Origin of the sequence: Burkholderia sp. AU33545 (assembly GCF_020419685.1) — a bacterium.
In the GTDB taxonomy this organism is placed as follows: Bacteria; Pseudomonadota; Gammaproteobacteria; order Burkholderiales; family Burkholderiaceae; genus Burkholderia; species Burkholderia diffusa.
The window spans coordinates 342,020-367,526 of sequence record NZ_JAIZRQ010000005.1 but is presented as its reverse complement, the minus strand read 5'-3'; the positions used below and the strand labels follow the sequence as shown (position 1 = coordinate 367,526).

22 protein-coding genes are annotated in these 25,507 nt (G+C 67.2%); 14 read left to right on the top strand and 8 right to left on the bottom strand.

Going from position 1 to position 25,507, the window contains the following annotated elements; genetic code table 11:
* Positions 1 to 2: 2 nt before the first annotated feature.
* The 3 genes from LGM71_RS19095 to LGM71_RS19085 all read right to left on the bottom strand — a co-directional run bounded on the left by LGM71_RS19095 (position 3) and on the right by LGM71_RS19085 (position 3,177).
* Positions 3 to 1,226, bottom strand: a complete 1,224-nt coding sequence (locus tag LGM71_RS19095) for a DUF1501 domain-containing protein (protein ID WP_124622521.1) — start codon at positions 1,224 to 1,226, stop codon at positions 3 to 5.
* Between the two features lie 67 nt (positions 1,227 to 1,293).
* The gene (locus tag LGM71_RS19090; RefSeq protein WP_226115860.1) at positions 1,294 to 2,778 is read right to left on the bottom strand and encodes a DUF1800 domain-containing protein; all 1,485 of its coding nucleotides are present in this window, start codon (positions 2,776 to 2,778) and stop codon (positions 1,294 to 1,296) included.
* A 120-nt stretch (positions 2,779 to 2,898) separates the two neighbouring features.
* Positions 2,899 to 3,177, bottom strand: coding sequence for a hypothetical protein (locus LGM71_RS19085; protein ID WP_059599972.1), 279 nt, complete (start codon positions 3,175 to 3,177; stop codon positions 2,899 to 2,901).
* Between the two features lie 258 nt (positions 3,178 to 3,435).
* Between LGM71_RS19085 and ompR the strand changes: the two genes are divergently transcribed.
* The 4 genes from ompR (at position 3,436) to LGM71_RS19065 (ending at position 6,914) form a co-directional block, all read left to right on the top strand.
* Positions 3,436 to 4,170, top strand: a complete 735-nt coding sequence (gene ompR / locus LGM71_RS19080) for a two-component system response regulator OmpR (protein WP_004192636.1) — start codon at positions 3,436 to 3,438, stop codon at positions 4,168 to 4,170.
* A gap of 40 nt (positions 4,171 to 4,210) precedes the next feature.
* Entirely contained in the window at positions 4,211 to 5,572 is a 1,362-nt protein-coding gene (locus LGM71_RS19075) for an ATP-binding protein (protein WP_124622512.1), read from the top strand.
* 189 nt (positions 5,573 to 5,761) lie between these two features.
* Positions 5,762 to 6,310, top strand: coding sequence for a peroxiredoxin (locus LGM71_RS19070; RefSeq protein WP_226115858.1), 549 nt, complete (start codon positions 5,762 to 5,764; stop codon positions 6,308 to 6,310).
* A gap of 76 nt (positions 6,311 to 6,386) precedes the next feature.
* Positions 6,387 to 6,914, top strand: a complete 528-nt coding sequence (locus LGM71_RS19065; RefSeq protein WP_044843722.1) for a carboxymuconolactone decarboxylase family protein — start codon at positions 6,387 to 6,389, stop codon at positions 6,912 to 6,914.
* Between the two features lie 143 nt (positions 6,915 to 7,057).
* On the opposite strand, the gene ispF is transcribed toward LGM71_RS19065, so the two are convergent.
* Both ispF and ispD read right to left on the bottom strand, forming a co-directional pair.
* Positions 7,058 to 7,543, bottom strand: coding sequence for a 2-C-methyl-D-erythritol 2,4-cyclodiphosphate synthase (ispF, locus tag LGM71_RS19060; RefSeq protein ID WP_226115856.1), 486 nt, complete (start codon positions 7,541 to 7,543; stop codon positions 7,058 to 7,060).
* Positions 7,544 to 7,571: 28 nt separating this feature from the next.
* Positions 7,572 to 8,282 (bottom strand): 2-C-methyl-D-erythritol 4-phosphate cytidylyltransferase, encoded by a 711-nt coding sequence (ispD, locus tag LGM71_RS19055; protein WP_059599969.1) that lies wholly within the window; start codon positions 8,280 to 8,282, stop codon positions 7,572 to 7,574.
* Between the two features lie 108 nt (positions 8,283 to 8,390).
* Here ispD and mfd point away from each other — a divergent pair, with 108 nt between their 5' ends.
* The 4 genes from mfd (at position 8,391) to LGM71_RS19035 (ending at position 14,861) form a co-directional block, all read left to right on the top strand.
* Positions 8,391 to 11,861, top strand: a complete 3,471-nt coding sequence (gene mfd, locus LGM71_RS19050) for a transcription-repair coupling factor (protein WP_124622510.1) — start codon at positions 8,391 to 8,393, stop codon at positions 11,859 to 11,861.
* A 96-nt stretch (positions 11,862 to 11,957) separates the two neighbouring features.
* Positions 11,958 to 13,178, top strand: coding sequence for an acetylornithine deacetylase (argE, locus tag LGM71_RS19045; RefSeq protein WP_226115853.1), 1,221 nt, complete (start codon positions 11,958 to 11,960; stop codon positions 13,176 to 13,178).
* 59 nt (positions 13,179 to 13,237) lie between these two features.
* Positions 13,238 to 14,257, top strand: coding sequence for a threonine/serine dehydratase (locus LGM71_RS19040; protein WP_124622506.1), 1,020 nt, complete (start codon positions 13,238 to 13,240; stop codon positions 14,255 to 14,257).
* Positions 14,258 to 14,390: 133 nt separating this feature from the next.
* Positions 14,391 to 14,861, top strand: coding sequence for a DUF3574 domain-containing protein (locus LGM71_RS19035; RefSeq protein ID WP_226115851.1), 471 nt, complete (start codon positions 14,391 to 14,393; stop codon positions 14,859 to 14,861).
* 87 nt (positions 14,862 to 14,948) lie between these two features.
* Here LGM71_RS19035 and LGM71_RS19030 read toward each other — a convergent pair whose 3' ends face one another.
* The gene (locus LGM71_RS19030) at positions 14,949 to 17,468 is read right to left on the bottom strand and encodes a penicillin-binding protein 1A (RefSeq protein WP_226115850.1); all 2,520 of its coding nucleotides are present in this window, start codon (positions 17,466 to 17,468) and stop codon (positions 14,949 to 14,951) included.
* Positions 17,469 to 17,905: 437 nt separating this feature from the next.
* Here LGM71_RS19030 and LGM71_RS19025 point away from each other — a divergent pair, with 437 nt between their 5' ends.
* From LGM71_RS19025 to LGM71_RS19010, 4 genes are all read left to right on the top strand, one after another.
* Positions 17,906 to 18,586, top strand: coding sequence for a PspA/IM30 family protein (locus LGM71_RS19025; protein WP_044843730.1), 681 nt, complete (start codon positions 17,906 to 17,908; stop codon positions 18,584 to 18,586).
* Positions 18,587 to 18,664: 78 nt separating this feature from the next.
* Positions 18,665 to 19,840, top strand: coding sequence for a tetratricopeptide repeat protein (locus tag LGM71_RS19020; protein ID WP_226115849.1), 1,176 nt, complete (start codon positions 18,665 to 18,667; stop codon positions 19,838 to 19,840).
* Positions 19,841 to 20,089: 249 nt separating this feature from the next.
* Complete coding sequence (mscL, locus tag LGM71_RS19015) at positions 20,090 to 20,521, top strand: large conductance mechanosensitive channel protein MscL (RefSeq protein WP_059599962.1); 432 nt, start codon at positions 20,090 to 20,092, stop codon at positions 20,519 to 20,521.
* Between the two features lie 331 nt (positions 20,522 to 20,852).
* Positions 20,853 to 21,299, top strand: coding sequence for a hypothetical protein (locus tag LGM71_RS19010; RefSeq protein WP_027784713.1), 447 nt, complete (start codon positions 20,853 to 20,855; stop codon positions 21,297 to 21,299).
* 77 nt (positions 21,300 to 21,376) lie between these two features.
* Here LGM71_RS19010 and LGM71_RS19005 read toward each other — a convergent pair whose 3' ends face one another.
* Positions 21,377 to 22,270, bottom strand: a complete 894-nt coding sequence (locus tag LGM71_RS19005) for an NAD(P)-dependent oxidoreductase (protein ID WP_059599961.1) — start codon at positions 22,268 to 22,270, stop codon at positions 21,377 to 21,379.
* Between the two features lie 134 nt (positions 22,271 to 22,404).
* On the opposite strand from LGM71_RS19005, the gene LGM71_RS19000 reads away from it, so the two are divergent.
* Both LGM71_RS19000 and LGM71_RS18995 read left to right on the top strand, forming a co-directional pair.
* Positions 22,405 to 22,614: a dodecin gene (locus tag LGM71_RS19000; RefSeq protein WP_006755984.1), complete on the top strand. Its 210-nt coding sequence runs from the start codon at positions 22,405 to 22,407 to the stop codon at positions 22,612 to 22,614.
* A 221-nt stretch (positions 22,615 to 22,835) separates the two neighbouring features.
* Positions 22,836 to 23,765 carry a LysR substrate-binding domain-containing protein gene (locus LGM71_RS18995; RefSeq protein WP_059599960.1) on the top strand — a complete coding sequence of 310 codons (930 nt, stop codon included), beginning with the start codon at positions 22,836 to 22,838 and terminating at the stop codon, positions 23,763 to 23,765.
* A 118-nt stretch (positions 23,766 to 23,883) separates the two neighbouring features.
* Here the strand turns inward: LGM71_RS18995 and LGM71_RS18990 are convergent, their stop codons facing one another.
* Positions 23,884 to 25,296, bottom strand: a complete 1,413-nt coding sequence (locus tag LGM71_RS18990) for an 8-oxoguanine deaminase (RefSeq protein WP_124622500.1) — start codon at positions 25,294 to 25,296, stop codon at positions 23,884 to 23,886.
* Positions 25,297 to 25,507: the final 211 nt, after the last annotated feature.

Sequence of the window (25,507 nt, the reverse complement as noted above, 5' to 3'; positions counted from 1 at the left end):
CGTCACACCTTCAGCAGCGGCAGCGTATCGAAGCGTTGCTGCAGTACGTGCGTTGCATCGAGCCCCCACCACGGCCCGAGCACGGTCGCATACAACTGGCGGAAATCGACCGCGACCGGCAGGTTGCCGTTGCCGTCGAGATGCCCGAGTGCCGGCGCCGCGCCGTACAGCCCGCCGGCCACGCGGCCGCCCATCACGAAATGCGGCGCAGCGGTACCGTGATCGGTGCCGTTGCTCTGGTTCTCGCGCACGCGCCGTCCGAATTCCGCATACGTCATCACGAGCGTCTGGTTCCAGCGCCCGAGTTCGATCAACGCGCCGCGCATCGCGCTCATCCCTTCCGCGAACTGCTTGAGCAGCGCTGCCTGCTGCCCCGGCTGGTTCTGGTGCGTATCGAAACCGTTGAGCGTGAGCCGCAGCACCGCGACGCCGTCCTGCGCGCCGGGCCCCGACGCCTCGCATGCCGCGAGCACCTGCATCGCGGTCTTCACCGACGTACCGAACGTGCCGGCCGGAAAAGCCGTCTTGAACTCGCGCATCCCGCCGCGCGGGCGCAGCCGGTCGGCCGCCTTCACGATATCGTTCTCGACGTCGATGATGTGCGCGAGCGCCGGGTTCCGCTCGCGCAGCGACGACGGTTCGGCCAACCTCGCCGCGCGGACGAACTGCGCAGGATTGACGAGCGCGATCGCGCGCGCGCCGTTCGCGAGCGGCCCCATCTCCGCGCTGCCGAGCACGACGCCGTCGGCAGCGAAGCCAGGCGGCACCGGCGCCTGCGCGAACGTGCGCGTGAGCCAGCCTTCGTGCAGGTACTGGTCCGAGCGCGACGCGGTATCCCAGATCTCGATCGAGCGGAAATGCGACAGGTTCGGCTGCGGGTAGCCGACGCCCTGCACGACAGCGACCTGCCCGTCGCGCCACAGCGGCATCAACGGCGCGAGCGACGGGTGCAGCCCCGTATGCGCATCGAGCTGCAGCACGTGGTCGCGCGCGATGCCGATGCTGCGGCGGAACTGGTAATAGAGCGGATCGGCATACGGCACCACCGTGTTGAGGCCGTCGTTGCCGCCCTTCAGCTCGACAAGGATCAGCACGTTCGCGTAGCCGGCCGCCGGCTGCCGCCCCGCCGCGGCCATCGATGTCGCCGCCTGCGCGGGCGACTGCCACAGTGACACGCCCGCCGCGGCCGCGGCGCCCGTCAGCGTCAGAAAATCACGTCGGTTCATCGTGCATCCTTCGGTTCGCCGCGCGGCGCGGCCATCGCGGCAGCGCGCCGGTTCATCGTCGTTTCGGTCATTTCAGTTGGTAGGCCGGATCCATCAGCAGCGCCTCGAGATACGCGCTGCCGGTCGAGTCCGTATCGATTGCCGCGACCGGCGACAGCGGCAGCACCGCGTGCTGCAGTTGAAGCTCGGTCGACAATCCGGCAATCGCCTGCGGCCGCGCACGATACTGCGCAAGCCAGCGTTCGAGGTCGAATCGCAGGCCGCCGCGCGCGGGCCTCGCCGGCGCGTCGCGCATGTCGGCAACCGGTATCGTTTGCGCACGCGCATTCGGCGACGGTGCCGCCATCGCACGCGCGGGCACCCGCATGCCGACGGTCTCGGTTGCGCGGAACAACTGCTCGACGAACTGCTTGCGCGCGAGCAGCGTCGTGCTGTTGATCCACATCGCACCGCCCGGCCAGCCCTTCACGTTCGGCGGATAGAACAGGTTCTGCCCGAGCGTGCGCACGGTGTTCGCGAGCATTTGCGGATCGCCATACGCGACGTCGAACAACCGCATCGATCCGACGACGAACTCGGCCGGCGACTTCACGAGCACGCCGCGATTGCGCGGATCCCAGAATTCGTCGGTCGACCAGAGCGCTGCGAGCGCCGCGCGTATGTCGTAGCCGCTCGCGCGAAACCGTTCGGCGACGACATCGAGCGCGCCGGCATCGGGCGCATCGGACACGAACTCGCGCCACAGCTTGCCGGCGATGAAGCGAGCGGTGTCGGGCCGCTTCAACAGGATGTCGAGAAAGCCGTCGCCGTCGAACGCACCGGTCTCGCCGAGTATCGTCTTGTCGCCGGCGTCGTGCCATTCGGGCCGCACCACGAAGCGCAGCGTATCGGGATCGACGCTCCAGCCGGTCATCGCGCGCGCGGCCTCGGTCACGTCGTGCTGCGTGTAATGCCCTTCGCCGAGCGTGAACAGCTCCATCACTTCGCGCGCGAAATTCTCGTTCGGACGGCCCTTGCGGTTACTCGCCCCGTCGAGATACTGAAGCATTGCCGGATCCTTCGCGACCGCATGCAGGAGCGTGCCGAAGTTGCCGAGCGCCTCGCGGCGAAACAGCGCATTTTGCGCGGCCATCGTCTGCGGATACGGGACCTTGTCCTGCCCGGATGTGAAATGCCCGTGCCAGAACAGCGTCATGCGCTCGGTGAGCGGCGTCGGCGTCACGACCATCTCGTTGACCCACGCCGCGCGCAACGCATCGTAGCGGCGATTGCGTTCGCGCTGCTCGTCGCGCCGCATGTCGGGGGTCAGCGCCTGTCGCTGTGCGCGGGTCGGCGGCAGCTCGGCGAGCCAGTCGGGCCAGGTCGTCACGGGGTCGCGGCGCACGTTGCCGAGCGTATCGGCCACGACTTGCGCGCGCGTCATCCCGACGATGCGGGCGACCTCGGCCGGTGCGGGAGAAAAGCCGGTGCGGCTCAGGAAGAACAGCGCATCGTCGGCGTCGAGCGGCGCCTGCATCGCGGGCGATGCCGGGGCGGCAGCGTTCGCTTTCATCGTCGTGGACTCCCGGAACGCACCGGCGGTGCGGATGCCGGTACAACGGCAGCAGGCATCTGAAAGTTGACGGGAAAATTGCTACGGAATCTTTCCGCGCCGTGCAGGATCGCGTGCGTGTCAGCGCTTGTACAGCTCGCGAACGGCGTCCTCGATGTGCTGGCGCAACAGGTGGCGCTCCTCGGGCGTCATGTGCCCGTCGCGGCGGCGCTGTTCGAGATCGGGAGGCACGGCGGAGCGGACCGCCGTGTCGGCGGCACGGTCGGGCTGCGGCGCTTTGCCGCGCTGCAGCTTGCGCGACGAGGCGCCCTGCTCGGGGCGCTGCGCATACGCGAAGTTCGACGCATATGGACCGGCAAGTGCGATCGTCAGCATCAGTGCAATCCGGGCAGATCGCATGACCGTCCTCGCTTCTCTGGTCGATTTGTTCCCTTCGTCACGCGGCAACCGGTTACCTCTGGTACTTGAAAAACCCTGCGGAATTCGGGCGTACAAAGATGAAAGATGGAGTGCAGGGGAGTATCTACCGAATTTCGGCTTCGAGTAAAGGAATCTCTATAGCCTGCCTTTACTCCGCGCGACACTACGGGTAAATTTTGTAACGGACTGTAACGCGCGAAAATACGCAACCGTGCGTGATTTCCCATTCGCGATAAGATGCCGCTCATGGAAACGAAAAACCCCTCCAAGATTCTCGTCGTCGACGACGACCCGCGCCTGCGCGATCTGCTGCGCCGCTATCTCGGCGAGCAGGGTTTCAACGTGTACGTCGCGGAAAACGCGACCGCGATGAACAAGCTCTGGGTGCGCGAACGCTTCGACCTGCTCGTGCTCGACCTGATGCTGCCGGGCGAGGACGGCCTGTCGATCTGCCGCCGCCTGCGCGGCAGCAACGACCGCACGCCGATCATCATGCTCACCGCGAAGGGCGAGGACGTCGACCGCATCGTCGGCCTCGAGATGGGCGCCGACGACTACCTGCCGAAGCCGTTCAATCCGCGCGAACTCGTCGCGCGCATTCACGCGGTGCTGCGCCGCCAGGCGCCGGCCGAACTGCCGGGCGCGCCGTCGGAAACCACCGAGGTGTTCGAGTTCGGCGAGTTCTCGCTGAACCTCGCCACGCGCACGCTGACGAAGTCGGGCCAGGAAATTCCGCTGACGACCGGCGAATTCTCGGTGCTGAAAGTGTTCGCGCGCCATCCGCGCCAGCCGCTGTCGCGCGAAAAGCTGATGGAGCTCGCGCGCGGCCGTGAATACGAAGTGTTCGACCGCAGCCTCGACGTGCAGATCTCGCGCCTGCGCAAGCTGATCGAACCGGATCCGGGCAGCCCGCGCTTCATCCAGACCGTCTGGGGCCTCGGCTACGTGTTCATTCCGGACGGCGCCGCCTGATCTTTTTCCTTTCCGGTTTCGCCCGTCCACGGCCCGTCCCATGCGTATCGACCGGCGCCTCCTGCAGCTCGCGTTCGGCGGGCTGTTCTGGCGCACCTTCCTGCTGATCGCGCTGCTGATCTCGGTCAGTCTCGCCGCGTGGTTCCAGAGCTTTCGCGTCATCGAGCGGGAGCCGCGCGCGCAGCGCGTCGCGCTCCAGCTCGTCGCGATCGTGAAGCTCACGCGCACCGCCCTGCTCTATTCCGATCCCGATTTGCGGCGTGCGCTGCTGCAGGATCTCGAGAGCAACGAGGGCGTGCGCGTGTACCCGCGCGAAAAGACCGACAAGTTCAAGCTGCAGCCCGACGAATCGCTGAACCGCCTGATCGAACACGACATCCGCAGCCGTCTCGGCGACGATACCGTGATCGCGCAGTCGGTCAACGACATCCCGGGCGTGTGGATCAGTTTCAAGATCGACGACGACGACTACTGGGTCGCGCTCGACCGCGACCAGCTCGACAGCGTCACGGGCCTGCAGTGGGCCGGCTGGGGCCTGTTCGCGCTCGCGCTGTCGCTGTTCGGCTCCGCGTTCATCACGAGCCTCGTCAACCGGCCGTTCTCGCGGCTGGCGCTCGCCGCGCGCCAGGTCGGTTCCGGCCAGGCGCCCGATCCGCTGCCCGAGCGCGGGATGGGCGTCGCGGCCGAGACCAACCGCAGCTTCAACCAGATGGTGCGCGATCTCGAACAGCTCGAGGCCGACCGCGCGCTGATGCTCGCGGGCATCTCGCATGACCTGCGCACGCCGCTCGCGCGGCTGCGCCTCGAGACCGAGATGAGCCCGTCCGACCAGGCGACCAAGGACGCGATGGTCGACGACATCGAGCAGATGGACCGCATCATCGCGGCCTTCATCGACTACGCGCGCCCGTCGCAGCGCAAGCCCGAGCCCGTCGACCTGTCGTCGATCGTGCAGGAAGTCGCCGCGCGCGTGTCGGGCGAAGACGGCGTCGAGATCCGCACGCGGCTCGCGGCGACCGCCGTGATCGAAGCCGACGAGACCGACATGCGCCGCGTCATCGGCAACCTCGTCGAGAACGCGCGCAAATACGGCCAGAGCCGCGACGACGGCGTCTCGCGCATCACGCTCGAGACGCGCGTGACGCACGCGCGTGTCGAATTGTCGGTGAGCGACGAGGGCCCCGGCATCCCCGAAGACCAGCTGCCGCTCGTGATGCGGCCGTTCTACCGCGTCGACACGGCGCGCACCAAGGCGGACGGCACGGGGCTCGGCATGGCGATCGTGCTGCGCCTCGTCGGCCGCTATCGCGGCGCGCTGCGCCTGCGCAACCGCAGCCCCGAAGCGGGCCTCGAAGTCACCCTCGAATTCCCCGGCGCCGGCAAGACGCGTGCGACGGCGTGACGCGTTCGCGCACGCTTCTTGCGCGTCACACTATCGGCGCGGTTGAAAAAAACTATGGGGATCGTTAGTCAAAATCTATTGAAGCGCTTTGTTAATAGTGTTATAGTCCTGCTCATGCTGTCACACCAACGTTGCAGCACCGAGGTAGCTTGACTCAGTCTTCTTCCCAACTCATACAGGAGTATCCGCATGAAAACCGTGGGCGATAAACTCGAAGCATTCACCGTCGTAGCCGCGAAGCCGGGCTTCAACAATCACGAGGAAAACGGCCAGTCGGCATTCGAGACCATCACCGAAGCGTCGTTCCCGGGCAAGTGGAAGATCATCTACTTCTATCCGAAGGATTTCACGTTCGTGTGCCCGACGGAAATCGTCGAGTTCGCGAAGCTGACGAAGCAGTTCGAAGAGCGCGACGCCGTCCTGCTCGGCGGCAGCTCGGACAACGAATTCGTGAAGCTCGCATGGCGCCGTGAGCACAAGGACCTGAACAAGCTGAACCACTACTCGTTCGGCGACGTCAAGGGCGAGCTGATCGACCAGCTCGGCATGCGCGACAAGGAAGCCGGCGTGGCCCTGCGCGCAACGTTCATCGTCGATCCGGACAACACGATCCAGCACGTTTCGGTGAACAACCTGAACGTCGGCCGTAGCCCGGAAGAAGTCCTGCGCATTCTGGACGGCCTGCAAACGGACGAACTGTGCCCGTGCAACCGTGCAGTCGGCGGCGCAACGCTGTAAGCGCATCGATGCACGAAGCCCGCGGAGCACGTCCTGCCTGCGGGCTTTTTTAACGGCCAACCCATAGGAGATATCAATGGAATTCATCGACTCGATTAAGGCACGCATCCCCGACTACGCGAAGGACATTCGCCTGAACCTCGACGGCACGATCTCGCGCTCGTCGCTCGAAGGCACCGATGCAGTCGGCGTCGCGCTGGCGGCGGCGGTCGCGGCGAAGAGCACCGTGCTCGTGAAGACGATCCGCGAAGCCGGCGTGCTGTCGCCCGAAGAGACGAACGCCGTGCTGACGGCGGCCGCGCTGATGGGGATGAACAACACCTGGTATCCGTATGTCGAGATGGCCGACGACGCCGACCTGAAGACGCAGCGTGCCGAGCTGCGGATGGGCGCGTATGCGTCGCACGGCGGCGTCGACAAGCGCAGGTTCGAGATGTACGCGCTCGCCGCATCGATCGTCGGCAAGTGCCACTTCTGCGTGAAGTCGCACTATGCGCTGCTGAAGAACGAGCAAGGGATGACGACGACGCAGCTGCGCGACGTCGGCCGCATCGCGTCGGTGATCAACGCCGCCGCGCAGGTGATCGCCGCCGAAGGCGAATAAGCCGTCGCGCAAGCGGCAACGCGGTGCAATGCAGCGGCCATGCGCGCCGCACCGCGCCGCAAATGAAAAATGCCACGCAAGCGCGTGGCATTTTTCATTCCGGCGGCGCAACCGGCGCGCCGCTTCGGACCGGCTTCAGGCGCTCACGCGCCCTGCTTCACCAGGAGTGCAGCGGCCTGCGCCTCGATGCCCTCGCCACGGCCGAGATAGCCGAGCTTCTCGTTGGTCTTCGCCTTCACGTTCACGCGCTCGAGCGGCAGCCCGAGATCGGCCGCGATGTTCGCGCGCATCCCGTCGATGTGCGGCGCGAGCTTCGGCGCCTGCGCGATCACCGTGCTGTCGACATTCTGGATCGTGAAGCCGGCCGCGTTCACGCGGGCGACGCACTCGCGCAACAGCACGCGGCTGTCCGCGCCCTTGAACGCCGCGTCGGTGTCCGAGAAATGGCGGCCGATGTCGCCCAGCGCCGCCGCACCGAACAGCGCGTCGGTGATCGCGTGCAGCAGCACGTCCGCGTCCGAATGACCGAGCAGGCCGCGCTCGTAAGGAATCGTCACGCCGCCGATGATGAGGGGGCGCCCAGGGACGAGCTGGTGCACGTCGTAGCCTTGTCCGATTCTGAAATCCATGCGTATTCCGGTTGAGATGAGGTGAAAGTCAGGAAGCGTTCGCGGGGCGCGCGAGGATCGCTTCCGCAAGCGCGAAATCTTCCGGGTACGTGACCTTGAAGTTGCGCAGGCTGCCCTGTACGACGCGCGGCGTATGGCCGGCCCATTCGATCGCGCTGGCCTCGTCGGTCAGGTCGTGCCCTTCGCGCTGCGCGCGCAGGATCGCGTCGCGCAGCATGCCGATGCGGAACATCTGCGGCGTCTGCGCCTGCCACAGCGCGTCGCGCGATTCGGTGCGCGCGATCGCGTCGCCGCCAGCCGGCACGCGCTTGAGCGTATCGGCCACCGGCAGCGCGACGATGCCGCCGACCGGGTCGTCCTTCAGCGTCGCGACCAGCGTGCGGATCAGCTCCGGCGTGATGCCCGGGCGCGCAGCGTCGTGGACCAGCACCCAATCCTGGTCGCTCGCGCCGAATTCGGCCAGCTCGAGCAGCCCGTTGAGCACCGACGCCTGCCGCGAGCCGCCGCCGCAGCGGCGCACCGCGAAGCGCAGGCCCGCGAAGCGGCGCGCGTCGAAGTGCGTGTCGTCGGGCGCGAGGACGACGAGCGTCTGCGCGAATTCGCTGCACGCGTCGAACGCGGCAAGCGTGTAATGCAGGAGCGCACGGCCGGCCAGCGTGCGGTATTGCTTCGGCACGGCCGAACCGGAACGGCTGCCCGTGCCGGCGCAAGGAATCAGGGCGAAAAGTCGGGGAGTCACGAAGGGGAAACGCCGGAAAGATGAAATCGAGAAGCGGATTTTATAATAGGTCTTTCGTCTCGACCGGCGCGCCGCGATGCGCCCGTGCCCGCCACCCCTGCCGTCCCTATGCCAGACAACGCTTCCACCCCGTTCGCTTCGCCCGTCGCCCGCGTCAAACCGGGCCAGCGGTTCGCCTTCGACGGCGCGCACGGCTCCGCCGACGCACTCGCCATCGCCCGCTATCTCGCCGACAACCGCGACGCGGTCCCGCTCCTCGCGGTGATCTGCGCGAACGCGGTCGACGCGCAGCGGCTGTCGCAGGAAATCCGCTACTTCTCGCCCGATGCGCGCGTGCGCCTGCTACCGGACTGGGAAACGCTGCCGTACGACACGTTCTCGCCGCACCAGGATCTCGTCTCCGAGCGCCTGGCGACGCTGCACGACCTCGGCGAGGGCCGCTGCGACATCCTGCTGGTGCCCGCGACCACGGCGCTGTACCGGATGCCGCCCGCGTCGTTCATGGCCGCGTACACGTTCGCGTTCGCGCAGGGCGAGCGGCTCGACGAGGCGAAGCTGAAGGCGCAACTCACGCTGGCCGGCTACGAGCACGTGAGCCAGGTCGTGCGACCCGGCGAATACTGCGTGCGCGGCTCGCTGATCGACCTGTACCCGATGGGCTCGCCGCTGCCGTACCGGATCGACCTGTTCGACGACCAGGTCGACTCGATCCGGGCGTTCGATCCCGATACGCAGCGCAGCCTCTACCCGGTGCGCGACGTGCGCCTCCTGCCCGGCCGCGAGTTTCCGTTCGACGAAGCCGCGCGCACGGCCTTCCGCAGCCGCTGGCGCGAAACCTTCGAAGGCGACCCGAGCCGCGCGCCGATCTACAAGGACATCGGCAACGGCGTGCCGTCGGCCGGCATCGAGTATTACCTGCCCCTCTTCTTCGACGAGACGGCCACGCTGTTCCACTACCTGCCGCCGGATGCGCACCTCGTGTTCACCGGCGACCTCGAAGCGTCGATCCGTCGCTTCACGGCCGATACGAAGCAGCGTCACGCGTTCCTCGCGCACGATCGCGAGCGGCCGATCCTCGAGCCGCAGCGCCTGTTCCTGTCCGACGAGGATTTCTTCGCGTTCGCGAAGCCGTTCGCGCGCGTCGTGCTGCCCGCGCAGCCGGCCGGCGGCTGGGCGACGGGCCTGCCCGAGCTCACCGTCGACCGCCATGCGGACGATCCGCTCGCCGCGCTGCGCACGTACGTCGAATCGTCGGGCAAGCGCGTGCTGCTGACGGTCGAATCGGCCGGCCGCCGCGAAACGATCCTGCAACTGCTCGCCGAGCATCACCTGCGCCCCGCGTCGAACGACCACTTCGCAGGCTGGCTCGAAAGCGACGCGCCCTTCGCGCTCGGCGTCGCGCCGCTCGCGAGCGGCTTCGCGGTGCCGGGCGAAGGCTACGCGATCGTCACCGAAACCGAGTTGTACGGTGCGCTCGGCCGCCGCGCCGGGCGCCGCCGCCAGGAACAGGCGAGCAACGTCGACGCGATGGTGCGCGACCTGTCGGAGCTGAAGGTCGGCGATCCGGTCGTGCATGCGCAGCACGGCATCGGCCGCTACATGGGCCTCGTGTCGATGGATCTCGGCGAAGGCGAGACCGAGTTCCTGCATCTCGAATACGCGGGCGACAGCAAGCTCTACGTGCCGGTCGCGCAACTGCACGTGATCTCGCGTTACAGCGGCGCCGATCCCGACAGCGCGCCACTGCACGCGCTCGGCTCGGGCCAGTGGGAGCGCGCGAAGCGCAAGGCCGCGCAGCAAATTCGCGACACGGCCGCCGAGCTGCTGAACCTGTATGCGCGCCGCGCGGCCCGCGAAGGCCACGCGTTCGCGCTCGACCCGCGCGACTACGTGAAGTTCGCGGAAAGCTTCGGCTTCGAGGAGACGCCCGACCAGGCCGCGGCGATCGCGGCCGTGATCGGCGACATGACGAGCGGCAAGCCGATGGACCGCCTCGTGTGCGGCGACGTCGGCTTCGGCAAGACCGAGGTCGCGCTGCGCGCCGCGTTCATCGCGGTGATGGGCGGCAAGCAGGTCGCGCTGCTGTCGCCGACCACGCTGCTCGCCGAGCAGCACACGCAGACCTTCGTGGACCGCTTCGCGGACTGGCCGGTGCGGATCGTCGAGCTGTCGCGCTTCAAGACCGCGAAGGAAGTGAACACGGCGATCGCGCAGATCAACGAAGGCAGCGTCGACATCGTCATCGGCACGCACAAGCTGCTGTCGTCGGACGTGCAGTTCAAGCGCCTCGGCCTCGTCATCATCGACGAGGAACACCGCTTCGGCGTGCGCCAGAAGGAAGCGCTGAAGGCGCTGCGCGCGGAAGTCGACGTGCTGACGCTCACCGCGACGCCGATCCCGCGCACGCTCGGGATGGCGCTCGAGGGGCTGCGCGATTTCTCGGTGATCGCGACCGCGCCGCAGAAGCGGCTCGCGATCAAGACCTTCGTGCGGCGCGAGGAGGAAAGCGTGATCCGCGAGGCGATGCTGCGCGAGCTGAAGCGTGGCGGCCAGGTGTATTTCCTGCACAACGAGGTCGAGACGATCGAGAACCGCAAGGCGATGCTCGAGGAACTCGTGCCCGAGGCGCGCATCGTGATCGCGCACGGCCAGATGCACGAGCGCGAACTCGAACGCGTGATGCGCGATTTCGTCGCGCAGCGCGCGAACGTGCTGCTGTGCACGACCATCATCGAAACCGGCATCGACGTGCCGAGCGCGAACACGATCATCATGCATCGCTCGGACAAGTTCGGCCTCGCGCAGCTGCACCAGTTGCGCGGCCGCGTCGGCCGTTCGCACCACCAGGCGTATGCGTACCTGCTGGTCCACGACCCGCAGTCACTGACCAAGCAGGCGCAGCGCCGGCTCGAGGCGATCCAGCAAATGGAGGAACTCGGTTCGGGCTTCTATCTCGCGATGCACGACCTCGAGATCCGCGGCACTGGCGAGGTGCTCGGCGACAAGCAGTCGGGCGAGATCCACGAGATCGGCTTCCAGCTTTACACCGACATGCTGAACGACGCGGTGAAGGCGCTGAAGAACGGCAAGGAGCCCGACCTCACCGCCCCGCTCGCCGCGACGACGGAAATCAACCTGCATGCGCCCGCGATCCTGCCGGCCGACTACTGCGCGGACGTGCAGGAGCGGCTATCGCTGTACAAGCGTCTCGCGAACTGCGAGCACGGCGACGCGATCGACGGTATCCAGGAAGAGCTGATCGACCGCTTCGGCAAGCTGCCGCCGCAAGCGCACGCGCTCGTCGAGACGCACCGGCTGCGGATCGCCGCGAAGCCGCTCGGCATCGTCAAGATCGATGCGAGTGAGGCCGCGATCGGGCTGCAGTTCGAGCCGAACCCGCCGATCGACCCGATGCGGATCATCGACATGGTGCAGAAACACCGGCACATCAAGCTCGCGGGCCAGGACAAGCTGCGCATCGAGACGCGCTCGCCCGATCTCGCGATCCGCGTATCGACGATCAAGGAAACGCTGCGCGCACTCGCGCCGCGCGCCGACGCGGCGAGCGCGGCACGTTGACCACACGGCCGCGATGCTGCACCGCATCGCGGCCGACGAAGGCGGGCGAACGCGTTTTTGAGTATGATTTTCCCATTCATCAGACGGAGTTTTGCCATGTCCACTCTCGACGCGACGGCGCCGTCCGCCGCCGACCAAGGCGACGCTTCGCTCGTCAGCCTGCCCTGGATCAAGCAGTTGGTGTCGATGGACACGACGAGCCGCGTGCCGAACCTCGGCCTGATCGAAACGGTGCGCGACGCGCTTGCCGCGAAGGGCATCGCGTCGACGCTCACGCACGATCCGCGCGAAGGCTGGGCCAACCTGTTCGCGACGGTGCCCGCGCACGACGGCTCGACCGACGGCGGCATCGTGCTGTCGGGGCACACCGACGTCGTGCCGGTCGACGGCCAGCAGTGGGACAGCAACCCGTTCGCGCCGGAGCTGCGCGACGGCCGCCTGTACGGCCGCGGCACGTGCGACATGAAGGGCTTCATCGGCACGGCGCTCGCGCTGCTGCCCGAGATGCAGGCGACGAAGCTCGCGAAGCCGATCCATTTCGCGCTGTCCTATGACGAGGAAATCGGCTGCGCGGGCGCACCGCTTCTGATCGCCGATCTGGTCAAGCGCGGCGTGAAGCCGTCCGGCTGCATCGTCGGCGAGCCGACCAGCATGCGGCCGATCATCGCGCACAAGGGCATCAACGCATATCGCTGCTGCGTACGCGGCCACGCGGCACACTCGTCGCTGACGCCGAAGGGCCTGAACGCGATCGAGTACGCGGCGCGCCTCATCTGCCACATCCGCGACATCGCCGAGCGCTTCCGCGCCGAAGGCCCGTTCGACGAGCTGTACGACGTACCGTTCACGACCGCGCAAACGAGCACGATCCAGGGTGGCAACGCGATCAACACGGTGCCGGCCGAATGCCGGTTCGACTTCGAGTTCCGCAACCTGCCGACGCTCGATCCCGAGCAGATCTTCACGCGCATCGAAGCGTATGCGCAGGAAACGCTGCTGCCGCAGATGCGTCGCGAGCATCCGAACGCGGCGATCGAGTTCTCGAAGATCGCCGCCGCACCCGGGCTCGATGCGACCGAACAGGCCGCGATCACGCAGCTCGTGCGCGCGTTGACGGCCGACCAGGACAAGCGCAAGGTCGCATATGGCACCGAGGCCGGCCTGTTCGAACGCGCGGGCATCCCGAGCATCGTCTGCGGGCCCGGCAACATCGAACAGGCGCACAAGCCGAACGAATATGTCGAACTCGCGCAGCTCACCGCCTGCGAGCAGTTCCTGCGCAAGTTCATCCGCAGCATGTCGGTCGACGCACACTGACTGCCCCCGCCACGCCGGCCTGCGTGTGCGGGCCGGCCCACCCCGCCACCCGCCACGTCATGTCGACTGAACAACAGGGCACTGCCCATACGACGATCGACGGCGAGCCGATTCCGACGCTCGACGAAATCGCCGCGCAGCATTTCGCGTTGTCGCCGTGGGTCGCGCGCACGCCCGTGTTCGAGCGCGCCGACCTGCCTTCCCTCGAGGGCACGCACGTCAACTTCAAGTTCGAGCTGCTGCAGGTGAGTGGCAGCTTCAAGGCGCGTGGCGCGTTCACGCACCTGCTGGCCCTCGACGAAGCGCGCAAGAGCGCCGGCGTCACGTGTGTGTCGGCCGGCAATCATGCGGCAGCCGTCGCGTACGCGGCGATGCGGCTCGGCAGCAGCGCGAAGGTCGTGATGTTCCATACCGCGAGCCCGGCGCGCATCGCGCAGTGCAAGCAGTACCGCGCGGAAGTCGTGCTCGCCGGCAGCGCGTCGCAGGCATTCGACCTCGTGCGGCGGATCGAGGCCGAGGAAGGCCGCTTCTTCATCCATCCGTTCAACGGCTATCACACGATTCTCGGCACCGCGACGCTCGGCTACGAATGGGCAACGCAGACGCCCGATCTCGACGCGGTGATCGTGCCGATCGGCGGCGGCGGGCTCGCGGCCGGCATGGCGACCGCGCTGCGGCTCGCGAATCCGCGCGTGCACGTGTATGGCGTCGAACCGGAAGGCGCCGACGCGATGAGCCGCAGCTTCGCGGCGAATCACACGATCACGATGAGCGCGATGCAGACCATCGCCGACTCGTTGATGGCACCGCACACCGAGGAATACAGCTACCAGCTGTGCAGGCGCCACGTCGACCGGATCGTCACGGTGTCCGACGACGCGCTGCGCGCGGCGATGCTGTTCCTGTTCTCGCACCTGAAGCTGGCGGTCGAACCGGCGTGCGCGGCAGCGCTCGCGGCGCTGCTCGGCCCGCTGCGCGAAACGCTGCAGGGAAAGCGGGTCGGCGTACTGCTGTCGGGCACGAACACCGACCCCGCGACGCTCGGCATGCATCTCGCGCACGCGAAACTGCAGCACTGAAGCCGTGCACGGCACCGAGGGTTATCCCCAGTTTATGTTGACAGCCCTGTTGATAACCCGCCGGACATGCACGCAAGTGATTGAGCGCGCAGCGTTTTACGCGCGCGAGGCATGCCGGACGCGAAATAGGCAGATGCCGTCTTCGAACGCACGTCCCACGACGTGGCGGCGTCGCGCGCACCACGCGATCGGCGCCGCCGCCATCGCGCTGCTCGCTGGTTGCGCGGCACCACCCTCGCCCGTCATCGCCACGCCCGCGGCCTGCGTGCAGCCGAACGCGCACCAGATGCTGCAGGCCGACCTGCTGTTCGGGCGCGCTATCGCCGGACGCGGCCCCGTCACCGATGCGGAACGCGCTGCCTTCCTCGCCGACGTCGTCACGCCGCGCTTTCCGGACGGCTTCACGTACTGGGACACCCACGGCCAATGGCGCGACCGCGCCACCGGCCAAATCATCCGCGAAGCGAGTTTCGTGGTCCGCATCGTCGCCGACGATACGGCCGCCACACACGCGCGGCTTGCCGAGATCCGGCAAGCGTACCGCGAGCGCTTCCGGCAGGAGTCGGTCGGCATCACGCGCGTGCCGGCCTGCGCGTCGTTCTGACTCGTCCGCATCGACCGACGCGCGGCGATGCGCGAAAAAAACGGGCGCCCGAAGGCGCCCGTCGCATGCGAGACATCCGCGTATCGCTTACTTGCTCTCGAACATGTCCATGATCTGCTGCTTCTCCTGCTGCGTGACGGGCGGCGGTGCGAGCCCCTCCGAGCCGGCCGAGCCGAGCGCGTCGTTCGCGCTGATCGCGTTCGCGGCCGGGTTGATGTCCACGCTCGCGACGAAGCCATTGCCCGGCGTGCGATCAGCGTAGTAAAGCTCGCCGTCGATCGACGTCAGCCCGTCCGGCATCGGCATCTGCTGCTCGGGTACGCCGTTCAGCGCGGTGCGCATGTAGTTCACCCAGATCGGCAGCGCGAGCTGCGCGCCGAATTCGCGACTGCCGAGGCTCTTCGGCTGGTCGAAGCCCATCCATGCAACGGCGACGAGCGACTGCTGGTAGCCGGCGAACCAGCCGTCCTTCGCGTCGTTCGTCGTACCCGTCTTGCCCTGCAGGTCGCTTCGGCCGAGCGCGTTGGTGCCCGCGCCCGTGCCGGCCGTCGCGACCGTATGCAGCAGGCTGTTCATCACGTATGCGTTGCGGCCCTCGATCGTGCGCGGCGCGGTGCCGCCGGCGATCACCGGCTGCGACTTCTGCAACGGCTGGCCACGCGCGTCGTCGACTTCGGCGATCAGGTACGGATCGACCTTGTAGCCGCCGTTCGCGAACACCGCATAGCCGGTCGCGAGCTGCAGCGGCGTGACGAGGCCGGCACCCAGCGCCATCGGCAGGTACGGCGGCGTCTTCGCCGGATCGAAGCCGAAGCGCTGCGTCACGTACTCCTGCGCGTACTGCGTGCCGATCGACGCGAGGATCCGGATCGACACGAGGTTCTTCGAACGCTGCAGGGCCGTACGCATCGACATCGGCCCGTCGGGCTGGTCGTCGTCCTTCGGCTCCCACGCGGTGCCGCCCGGCACGCTCGGCGGGAAGTACAACGGTGCGTCGTTGATGATCGTCGCCGGTCCGAGGCCCTTGTCGAGCGACGCCGAATAGATGAACGGCTTGAACGACGAACCCGGCTGGCGCCACGCCTGCGTCACGTGGTTGAACTTGCTCTTGTTGAAGTCGAAGCCGCCGACGAGCGAGCGGATCGCACCGTCCTGCGGCGCGATCGCGACGAGCGCGCCTTCGACCTGCGGCAGTTGCACGACCTGCCAGCCTGCGTTGCCGTCCTTCAGCACGCGCACGATCGAGCCCGGCTTGATCCGCAGCGTCGCGTTCGCGCGCGGGCTCAGCGCGGCCGACACGAAGCGCAGCCCGGCCGGGCCGATCGTCGTCGTCGCGCCGCCGACGAACTGCACCTCGACCGCGTTCGGCGCCGCAGCCAGCACAACCGCCGACTGCAGGTCGCCGTTGTCCGGGTGATCGGCGAGCGCATCGTCGATCGCCTCGTCGCGATCGTCGCCGGCCGCCGGCAGGTTGATCGAGCCTTCCGGCCCGCGATAGCCGTGGCGGCGCTCGTAATCGAGAATGCCGCGACGCACGGCCTGGTACGCCGCTTCCTGGTCGGCCGAGTTGATCGTCGTCGTGACGGTCAGCCCGCGCGTATAGGTTTCATCCTTGTACTGCTGATACATCATCTGCCGCACCATCTCGGCGACGTATTCGCCGTGCACCGCGTACTGGTTGCCCGGCGTGCGCACGTGGATCTCTTCCTTCACCGCCTGGTCGTACTGCGGCTGCGTGATGTAGCCGATCTCGAGCATGCGCTTCAGGATGTACTCCTGACGCACCTTCGCGCGCTTCGGATTGACGACCGGGTTGTAGGCGGACGGCGCCTTCGGCAGCCCCGCGAGCATTGCCGCTTCCGCGAGCGTGATGTCCTTCAGGTCCTTGCCGAAATACACGCGCGCGGCGGCCGCGAAACCGTACGAGCGCTGGCCCAGGTAGATCTGGTTCATGTACAGCTCGAGGATCTGGTCCTTCGTCAGGGCCTTTTCGATCTTGTACGCGAGCAGCATCTCGTAGATCTTGCGCGTATACGTCTTCTCGCTCGACAGGAAAAAGTTGCGCGCGACCTGCATCGTGATCGTGCTCGCGCCCTGGCGCGCGCCGCCGTGCATCAGGTCGGCGACGCCCGCGCGCAGGATGCCGAGGAAGTCCACGCCGCCGTGTTCGTAGAAGCGGTAATCCTCGATCGCGAGGACCGCCTTCTTCATCACGTCGGGAATGTCCTGGAAGCGCACGAGGCTGCGGCGCTCCTCGCCGAACTCGCCGATCAGCACGTGATCGGCGGTGAACACGCGCAGCGGCACCTTCGGCTGGTAGTTGGTCAGCGCATCGAGCGACGGCAGTTGCGGCGCCATCACGACGAGTGCGTAGCCGACGATCAGCGCACCGACGATCGCGAGCGTCGCGAACAGGCCGACGAACCACAGCGCGACGCGCGAGCCGAACGAGCGGCGATCGGCGCCCCGGCCTCCGCTGCGCTGCGCGCGACGGTCGTCGCCGCGGTCGTCATCATCGGGGTAATAGGCCCCCGACGGCGAACGGCGCAACGTGTAGTGAGGCTCGTTTCGGTCGGAAGGAGAAGACGGTCGTTTGATAATTGGCATGTCGGAATGGCGGGCGGCGTGGCGCCCTCGGACGCATGCGGAAAATGCAAGCGGATGAATCAGAGTGGGTGCATCGTGGCAACTGTCACGTCGACAGACCCCGCCGCGCGGCGATCCGTTCCCGCGACGTGACAGCGCATTTTAATGAAATCGACCGATCGGCTTCGCGATTTTTTGTAAAAATTCCCGCACAAGCGTGAATTGCGGAACGTATTGGCGCGATGCTCCGCCTATCATGGACTCGCAACCCGGTGCGTGCGGCGATGTTTCTTTCAGATGCGAAAGGTTGAAGCCCGCACGCGCATGGCGCTTGAACTCCGGCACTTAAGCCGTATTTAAGGGGCCGGCGGTGTAATATCCGCCAGCTCACGCGGGTCGGAACCGATTCGCGACGGGCATTGCCGCTGACGCGGCACCTTTCAACCACGGAGGATTTCATGTCGCTTTTCGACTCTGTTTCGCGCACGATCAAAGGCCTGCTGAACGATGCGGCCGACTCGGTACAGGATCCGTCGCGCGACGCACGGCAGATCGTGCGGGAGCTCGACGACAGCATCGGCCGTGCCGAGAATTCGCTGATCGAGATCGAGGCACAAGTCGCGACCCAGCGCAGCAAGCGCGATGCGGCCGACGACAAGGTGAAGAAGTACGAGGACGGCGCGAAGCGCGCGCTGCAGGCCGGCGACGAAGCACTCGCACGCGAGGCGCTCGCCGCGCAATCGAACGCGGAAGCCGAGCGCGATGCGCTCGCGGCCGAACTCACGACGCTCGAGCCGTCGGTCGACAAGCTGAAGGGGCAGATCGCCGACATGCGTCAGCGCCGCAACGACCTGAACGCACGCTCGAACATCCTGCAGGCCAAGCAGGAAATCGCGCAGGCGAAGGACGTCGCGGCCAGCGCGCTGGGCGGCATCGGCGGCAAGAACCTGTCCGAGGATTTCCAGAAGCTCGAGGACAAGGTCGCGCTGCAGAACGCACGCTCGGACGCCCGCCTGAATTCGGCCGACACGTCGAGCGGCAAGGCGCTCGACGACAAGCTCGCCGCGCTGAACAAGGGCCCGTCGGTCGAGGACCGCCTCGCCGCGCTGAAGAAGCAGCTCGACACGCCCGCGCAGTAACGGCAACCGCGCCGCGGCCCGCCGGGCCTGCGGCGCGCACCGATCGTCAGGAGACGGGCGCTTGCGCCCGGTTCGACCATGAAGAAATCTCTCGCCGCTCTCGGCCTCTCGCTGATGCTGCTGTCGTCCGCCGCGTTTGCGGTCCCGTCGCTGCAGCAGGTCGAGCAATCGATCGCGCAGCGCAACTGGCAGCAGGCCGACACGCAGCTGTCGCAAGTCATCGACGCGCATCCGAACAACGCGCATGCGCGCTACCTGTACGCACAGGTGCTGGACCGCGAAGGCCGCGCGTCCGACGCGCTCGCGCAACTGCAGCGGGCGAAGTCGCTCGATCCGCAACTGCGCTTCACCGATGCGGCGCGTTTCGCGCAGACCGAATCGCGCATTCGCGCGGACGCCGCGCGCACAAGCGACAACGCACCGTCGGCCACCCAGGCCGGTTCGTTGCAGTCTTCGCTCGCCCCCGCCGCGCCGGTCGCGAAACACGGTCCGTCGACCGGCATGTGGATCGGCCTCGGGCTGATCGTCGCGATCATCGCGATGGTGCTGCGCTGGACGTTGCGGCGCGCACGCTCCGCCGATAACAGCCGCGCCGACGACGAACGCCGCACGCAGTTGAAACGCGCGACCGACGTGCTGAACGACATCCGTCCGCTGAAACTCGACGCGAAGCTGTCGACGGCGCCGGGCGCCGCCGCACTCACCGGCGAACTCGAAGGCATCGAGACCGATGCACGCACGCTCGTCGAGGCGCTGTCGAACGGCAAGAATCCGGTGCCGCCGTATCGCATCGACGAACTCGAACAGCGACATGCGAGCGTGAAGGCGCGCGTCGAAGGCCGCCCCGATCCGAGCGCGCAACCCGCGGCGCCCGCAAACGGCAGCGGCTCCGTGTATGCGCAGGAAGCCGATCGCGTGACCGGCATGCAAGGCCAGCCCTATCAGCAGCAACCGTACCCGCAGCAGCCGTACCCGCAACAGCAGCCGCCCGTCGTGGTCCAGCAAGGCGGTGGCTTCGGCGGTGGAATGGGCGGGCTGCTGACGGGCGTGCTGCTCGGCGAGGCGATGTCCGGCGGCCGCGAACGCGTGGTCGAACGCGACGTGATCGTCGACGACCAGCGCCGGCGCCAGGAGAACAACGATCCGGGCTTCGACCTCGGCCGCGGCGACAACTCGAACTGGAGCGACGGCAACGGCGGAGGCAGCGTCGATCTCGGCAGCAACGACGACGGCTGGACCGACGACAACACCTGAGCAGTCCACACGCGGGCGTTGACGCATCGCGCCGCGCCCGCCCCCCTTACACCGCGCTTCCTTTCATTTCCGCTCGCACCGGCGCCCTCCGTGATTTGTTAATCATTTCAAGATGGGCTACCGGCAATGGGGCACGTTCGCTATCATGCGGCCATCGGCGTGCCTCCGATCCCCTCCGACCCGCCAGACGCTTCGCAGCCCTGCGCGTCGCGGCACGCCTCCCCTCGCCCAACCAGGAGAAAGCCGCTCATGAGCATAATCAAGGAATTCAAGGAGTTCGCCGTCAAAGGCAACGTGATGGATCTCGCCGTCGGCGTGATCATCGGCGGCGCATTCTCGAAGATCGTCGACTCGGTCGTGAAAGACCTCATCATGCCGGTCATCGGCGTGCTGACGGGCGGTCTGGATTTCTCGAACAAGTTCGTTCTGCTCGGCACCATCCCTCCGTCGTTCAAGGGTAATCCCGATTCGTTCAAGGACCTGCAGGCGGCGGGCGTCGCCGCATTCGGCTACGGCTCGTTCATCACCGTGGCGATCAATTTCGTGATCCTCGCATTCATCATTTTCCTGATGGTGAAATTCATCAACAAGCTGCGCAAGCCGGAAGAAACCGCGCCGGCCGCGACGCCGGAAGACACCGTGCTGCTGCGCGAGATCCGCGATTCGCTCAAGCAACGCTGAGCACCGCGCCACGTAGCATCCGCCGGGCCCGCCAAGTGCGGGCCTTTTTCATGGGCACGCGCCGCGCGTGGCCCATCTCACTTTTTTGTGACGCGCGAATGCACGCGCGGGAAAAGCAGGTCTATGATGGAGACTAAACGACAGTACGGGCGCCAAGACGCTGGCTGTGTCGATCATCGTGGCAAGCGGGTCGACGGGAGACATTGATCGTCGTACCGCACGAGTGCAGCATTTTCGTGTGCTATAAAGGATCGACATGCGGCGTACATAGCCGGGAGTGGGTCGCATGAAAGTGCCGCATTTCTTGCAATTGTTTTTGAGGCGAGTGTTTATGTCCTTCCCGAAAAAACGTCGACGTGCGCAACAGGACGGCCAGGAGTCGTTCCTCGCGGTATTGCGCCACTCGAAACCGTTCGCGCAGCTCGACACCAAGATTGCCCGCGCCCGTGCGCAGGACGAACCCGTCCTGTATGCGCATGTGCTGCCCGGCCTCGACGTGCTCCTGTGCAGCGTGCGCGGCGCTCAGCCGCCCTATCCGGCCATCGCCGAACTGCGCAAGCGCTGCATCGAATCGATCGCCAACGCACTCGAACAACCGCTCGACGGCCTCGAGAACGGCGGGTACTGGTACGAGGCGAACGGCTTCGGCTTCCTCGTGTTTGCGAGCCGCGCCCGCGCGCGCATCCTGCCCGAATTTGGTGCAGGCACGAAGGCGAGCCTGCGCGGCGGCCTCGGACGACAGAACGCCGGCGACACGACACCGCGCTCCCTCGGCTGAACCGACACCGACTCGATGGGCCGCCTCCGGGCGGCCCATCGGCCATTCAGGCTTCCCGCTTCACTGTCGCGGCGCGATCACTGCGCCGTCGCGCGCCCGTTGCCGGGCCGGACGATGTCGATGAACGCAGCGAAATCGGCACCGGCAAGCCCCTGCGCGGCGCCCAGCCGGAGCACCTGCTGCACCGTGGCCGATACGGGCATTACCGCGCCCGTGTCGCGCGCGGCGTCGGCGATCGCGTCGACGTCCTTCTGGAACGTGCTCAGCGCGCCGATCGGCGGATGGCCGCCTGACGTCATGCGCGGCACGAAGGTCTGCAGCAGCACCGAATCGGCCCACCCGCCCGCCAGTGCGTCGGCCAGACGCGCGGCGTCGATGCCGCTCGCCTGTGCGAGGCCGACCGCTTCCGCGATCGCGGTCACCGTCGCGGTGACGATCGCCTGGTTGCAGAGTTTCGCGGTCTGGCCCGCGCCCGCGTCGCCCATGTGCGTGATGCGCGACGCATAGGTGTCGATCAGCGGCCGCACCGCGTCGAGGTCGATCGCGCCACCGCCCGCCATCACCGCGAGCGTGCCGGCCTGCGCGCCGGGCACGCCGCCCGATACGGGCGCGTCGATCCAGCCGACGCCGAGCGCGGCCGCGCGCGCCGCGTAGTCGCGCGTCGCGGCAGGCGGAATGCTCGAATGATCGACGATGCGCTTCAGGCGGCGCGCATTCGCATCGCCGGCGAGGAGCCCGTGCTCGCCGAACGCGACGTCGCCGACCGCACGGCCGTCGAGCACGCACACGAACACCGTGTCGACGCGCTCCGCCAGTTCGCGCGGCGTGTCGACCACCTGTGCACCGTCCTTTTCGAGCGCCTCGGCCTTGGCGCGCGTCCGATTCCATACGCTGACCCGATGGCCCGCCGCCAGCAAATGCCGAATCATCGGCGCGCCCATCAATCCCGGTCCGCAAAATCCGACTTCCACGATGTTCCTCGTCTCCAATTGGGGTTGCACTTGCCGCCCATCATACCTATCACTCAAGAAGCCGGACACGCGCGGTGCCGCCTCGGGCCCGCCGCTTGCGCGGCCGCACACACCGACATCCCAGGGAGCGCATCATGAGCGACCACGTCTACAAGCTGATCGAACTGACCGGTTCGTCGCGGCAATCGTGCGACGACGCCATCCGCAACGCGATCTCGAAAGCCGGCAAGACGCTGCACAACCTGCACTGGTTCCAGGTCACCGAAACGCGCGGCCACATCGAAGGCGACCAGGTCATCCACTGGCAAGTCACGCTGAAAGTCGGCATGCGTATCGACGACTGACGCACGCGCGTCACGCGCGGTGCACTGGCCGCCGGATGCGTGCAATGCGCATCCGCGCGGCGCCGCGCCCACCCGCATCACGCCCCGTTCGGGTCCCTTCGCGAGGCCCGGCCGGCGTGCGTGTGCGGGTATCCATCTCTTGACGCTGGTTTTCGTTCATATTAAAAACCATATACCCACATCACCCCTCGATCAGCCCAGACATATAAACCGGAGAAATCATGAGTCAGCAACGCGAGGCGATCGACACGTACCTCTTGCGCGTCTTGCACACCTTGTTGATGGAGCGCAGCGTCACGCGCGCGGCCGTCAAACTGAACCAGTCGCAACCGGCGATCAGCGCCGCACTGCGGCGCCTGCGCGACATCACAGGCGACCCGCTGCTCGTGCGCGGCAAGTCCGGCATGGTCCCAACCGAGTACGGATTGCGCCTGCTCGAGCCGGTGCAGAACGCACTGCGCGAAATCGAGCGCATCAAGTTCCAGCAGCACAATTTCGACCCGGCCACGTCGATCCGCTGCTACCGGATCGGCTGCCCCGACTACCTGAACGTGCTGTTCGTGCCGACCGTCGTCGAACGCTTCCGCCAGGCGGCGCCGAACGCGACGCTCGAGTTCCACTCGCTCGGCCCCGCATTCGACTACGAGCTCGCGCTGGAAGACGGCAAGCTCGACATCGTCGTCGGCAACTGGCCCGAGCCACCCGAGCAGCTGCACCTGTCGAACCTGTTCGTCGACGAAATCGTCTGCCTGATGAGCAACACGCATCCGTTCGCGAAGCGCGGCGGGCTCACGCTCGACCAGTACCTGAACGCGCCGCATCTCGCGCCGACGCCGTACTCGGTCGGCCAGCGCGGCGCGATCGACGTGCATCTCGCGCGCGAACGGCTCAAGCGTCACGTGGTCGTCACGCTGCCGTACTTCAACCTCGCGCCGTACGTGCTGGTGAAGTCCGACCTGATCTTCACGACGACGCGCCTGTTCGCCGATCACTACGCGAAGTTCCTGCCGCTGTCGGTCGTGCCGGCGCCGCTCGACTTCCCGCCGATGCAGTACTACCAGCTGTGGCACGAACGCTGCCACTACTCCGACGAAGTGCGCTGGCTGCGCAGCCTCGTCGCTGAAGCAACCCGCACGCTGATCGAGACGTAATCGCGCACGACGCGCGCGGCGGCCATGCCGCCGCGGTGCGACCCCGTGCAATCGTGGCGTGTGGCGGCCACGGCCGCGGCCACGCGCCCGATCGCAGCGCGACCTTCACATCGATGCGTCAGCGCGACGCCTCCACGAGTGCTTGCGCCAGCGCGTTGTGACGCTCGATGACCGGCGGCAGGTCGAGCGTCGCGAGCCGCCCTTCCCGCACCACCACCTTCCCGTTCACCACCGTGTACGCCGTCTGCGACGGCGCGCAGAACACGAGCGCCGCGACCGGATCGTGCAGCGCGCCCGCGAACAGCGGCTGACGCAGGTCGAACGCGGCGAAGTCCGCGGCCATGCCGGGCTTCAGCGCGCCGATGTCGTCACGGTTCAGCACCTTCGCGCCGCCCAGCGTCGCGATCTCGAGCGCCTCGCGCGCGGTCATCGCGTCGGGCCCGAAACAGACCCGCTGCAGCAGCAGCGCCTGCCGCACTTCCGCAACCATCTGCGCGCCGTCGTTCGACGCGGAACCGTCGACGCCGAGCCCGACCGGCACACCCGCGAGACGCATCTTCTTCACGGGCGCGATGCCCGACGCGAGCCGCATGTTCGAACATGGGCAGTGCGCGACGCCGGTGCCGGTGCGCGCAAACAGGCCAATGCCCGCATCGTCGAGCTGCACGCAGTGCGCATGCCATACGTCGTGGCCGACCCAGCCGAGATCTTCCGCATATTCGGCGGGCGTCATCCCGAACTTCTCGCGGCTGTACGCGATGTCGTTGACGTTCTCCGCCAGGTGCGTGTGCAGCGACACGCCGTACTCGCGCGCGAGCACGGCCGCATCGCGCATCAGGCCGCGGCTCACCGAGAACGGCGAGCACGGCGCGACCACCACCCGCAGCATCGCGTAGCGGCCTTCGTCGTGATAGGTCTCGATCAGGCGCTGCGCGTCGCGCAGGATGTCGGGCTCGCGCTCGACGACCGAATCGGGCGGCAGCCCGCCATCGCGCTGGCCGACGCTCATCGCGCCGCGGCTCGCATGAAAGCGCATGCCGATTCGCTGCGCGGCGCCGATGCTGTCGTCGAGCCGGCTTCCGTTCGGATAGATGTACAGATGGTCGCTCGACGTCGTGCAGCCCGACTGCAGCAGTTCGGCCATCGCGGTCAGCGTCGACACCTCGATCATCTCGGGTGTCAGGTGCGCCCAGATCCGGTACAGGTTCGTCAGCCAGCCGAACAGTTCGGCGTTCTGCGCGGCCGGCACCGCGCGTGTAAGGCTCTGGTACATGTGGTGATGCGTGTTCACGAGCCCCGGGATCACGAGGTGGCCGCGCAGGTCGAGCACTTCGTCCGCGGTATCGGGCAACTCGGCGCTCGGGCCGACCGCGACGATCCGGTTGTCTTCGATATAGAGCCCCGCGTCGCGCAGCTCGCGGCGCGTGTCGTCCATGGTCACGAGCACGTCGGCGTGCTTGACCAGCAGGGTTTTCGGGCGGGATGAGGAAGAGTTCGGCGCGCGTGCGCCGGCGTGCTGCTCGAGGTTCATGCGTTCTCCGCGTCGGTCTGCCCCCAGGGGCGGTTCCTGGGGACGGTCACACAGCCGTTCGAACGCTGAATCGCGGCACGCTCCGGTGCCTGCGTCCGTTCGAACGCCCTGGCCCGGTTACCCGGCGTGCTCGCCGTCTTCGGGGTGCGCGCGGGCCACGGGCCGACGCGCACGGCGGGAGGATCGCCCAAGCGCGCGCCGCACACAATGC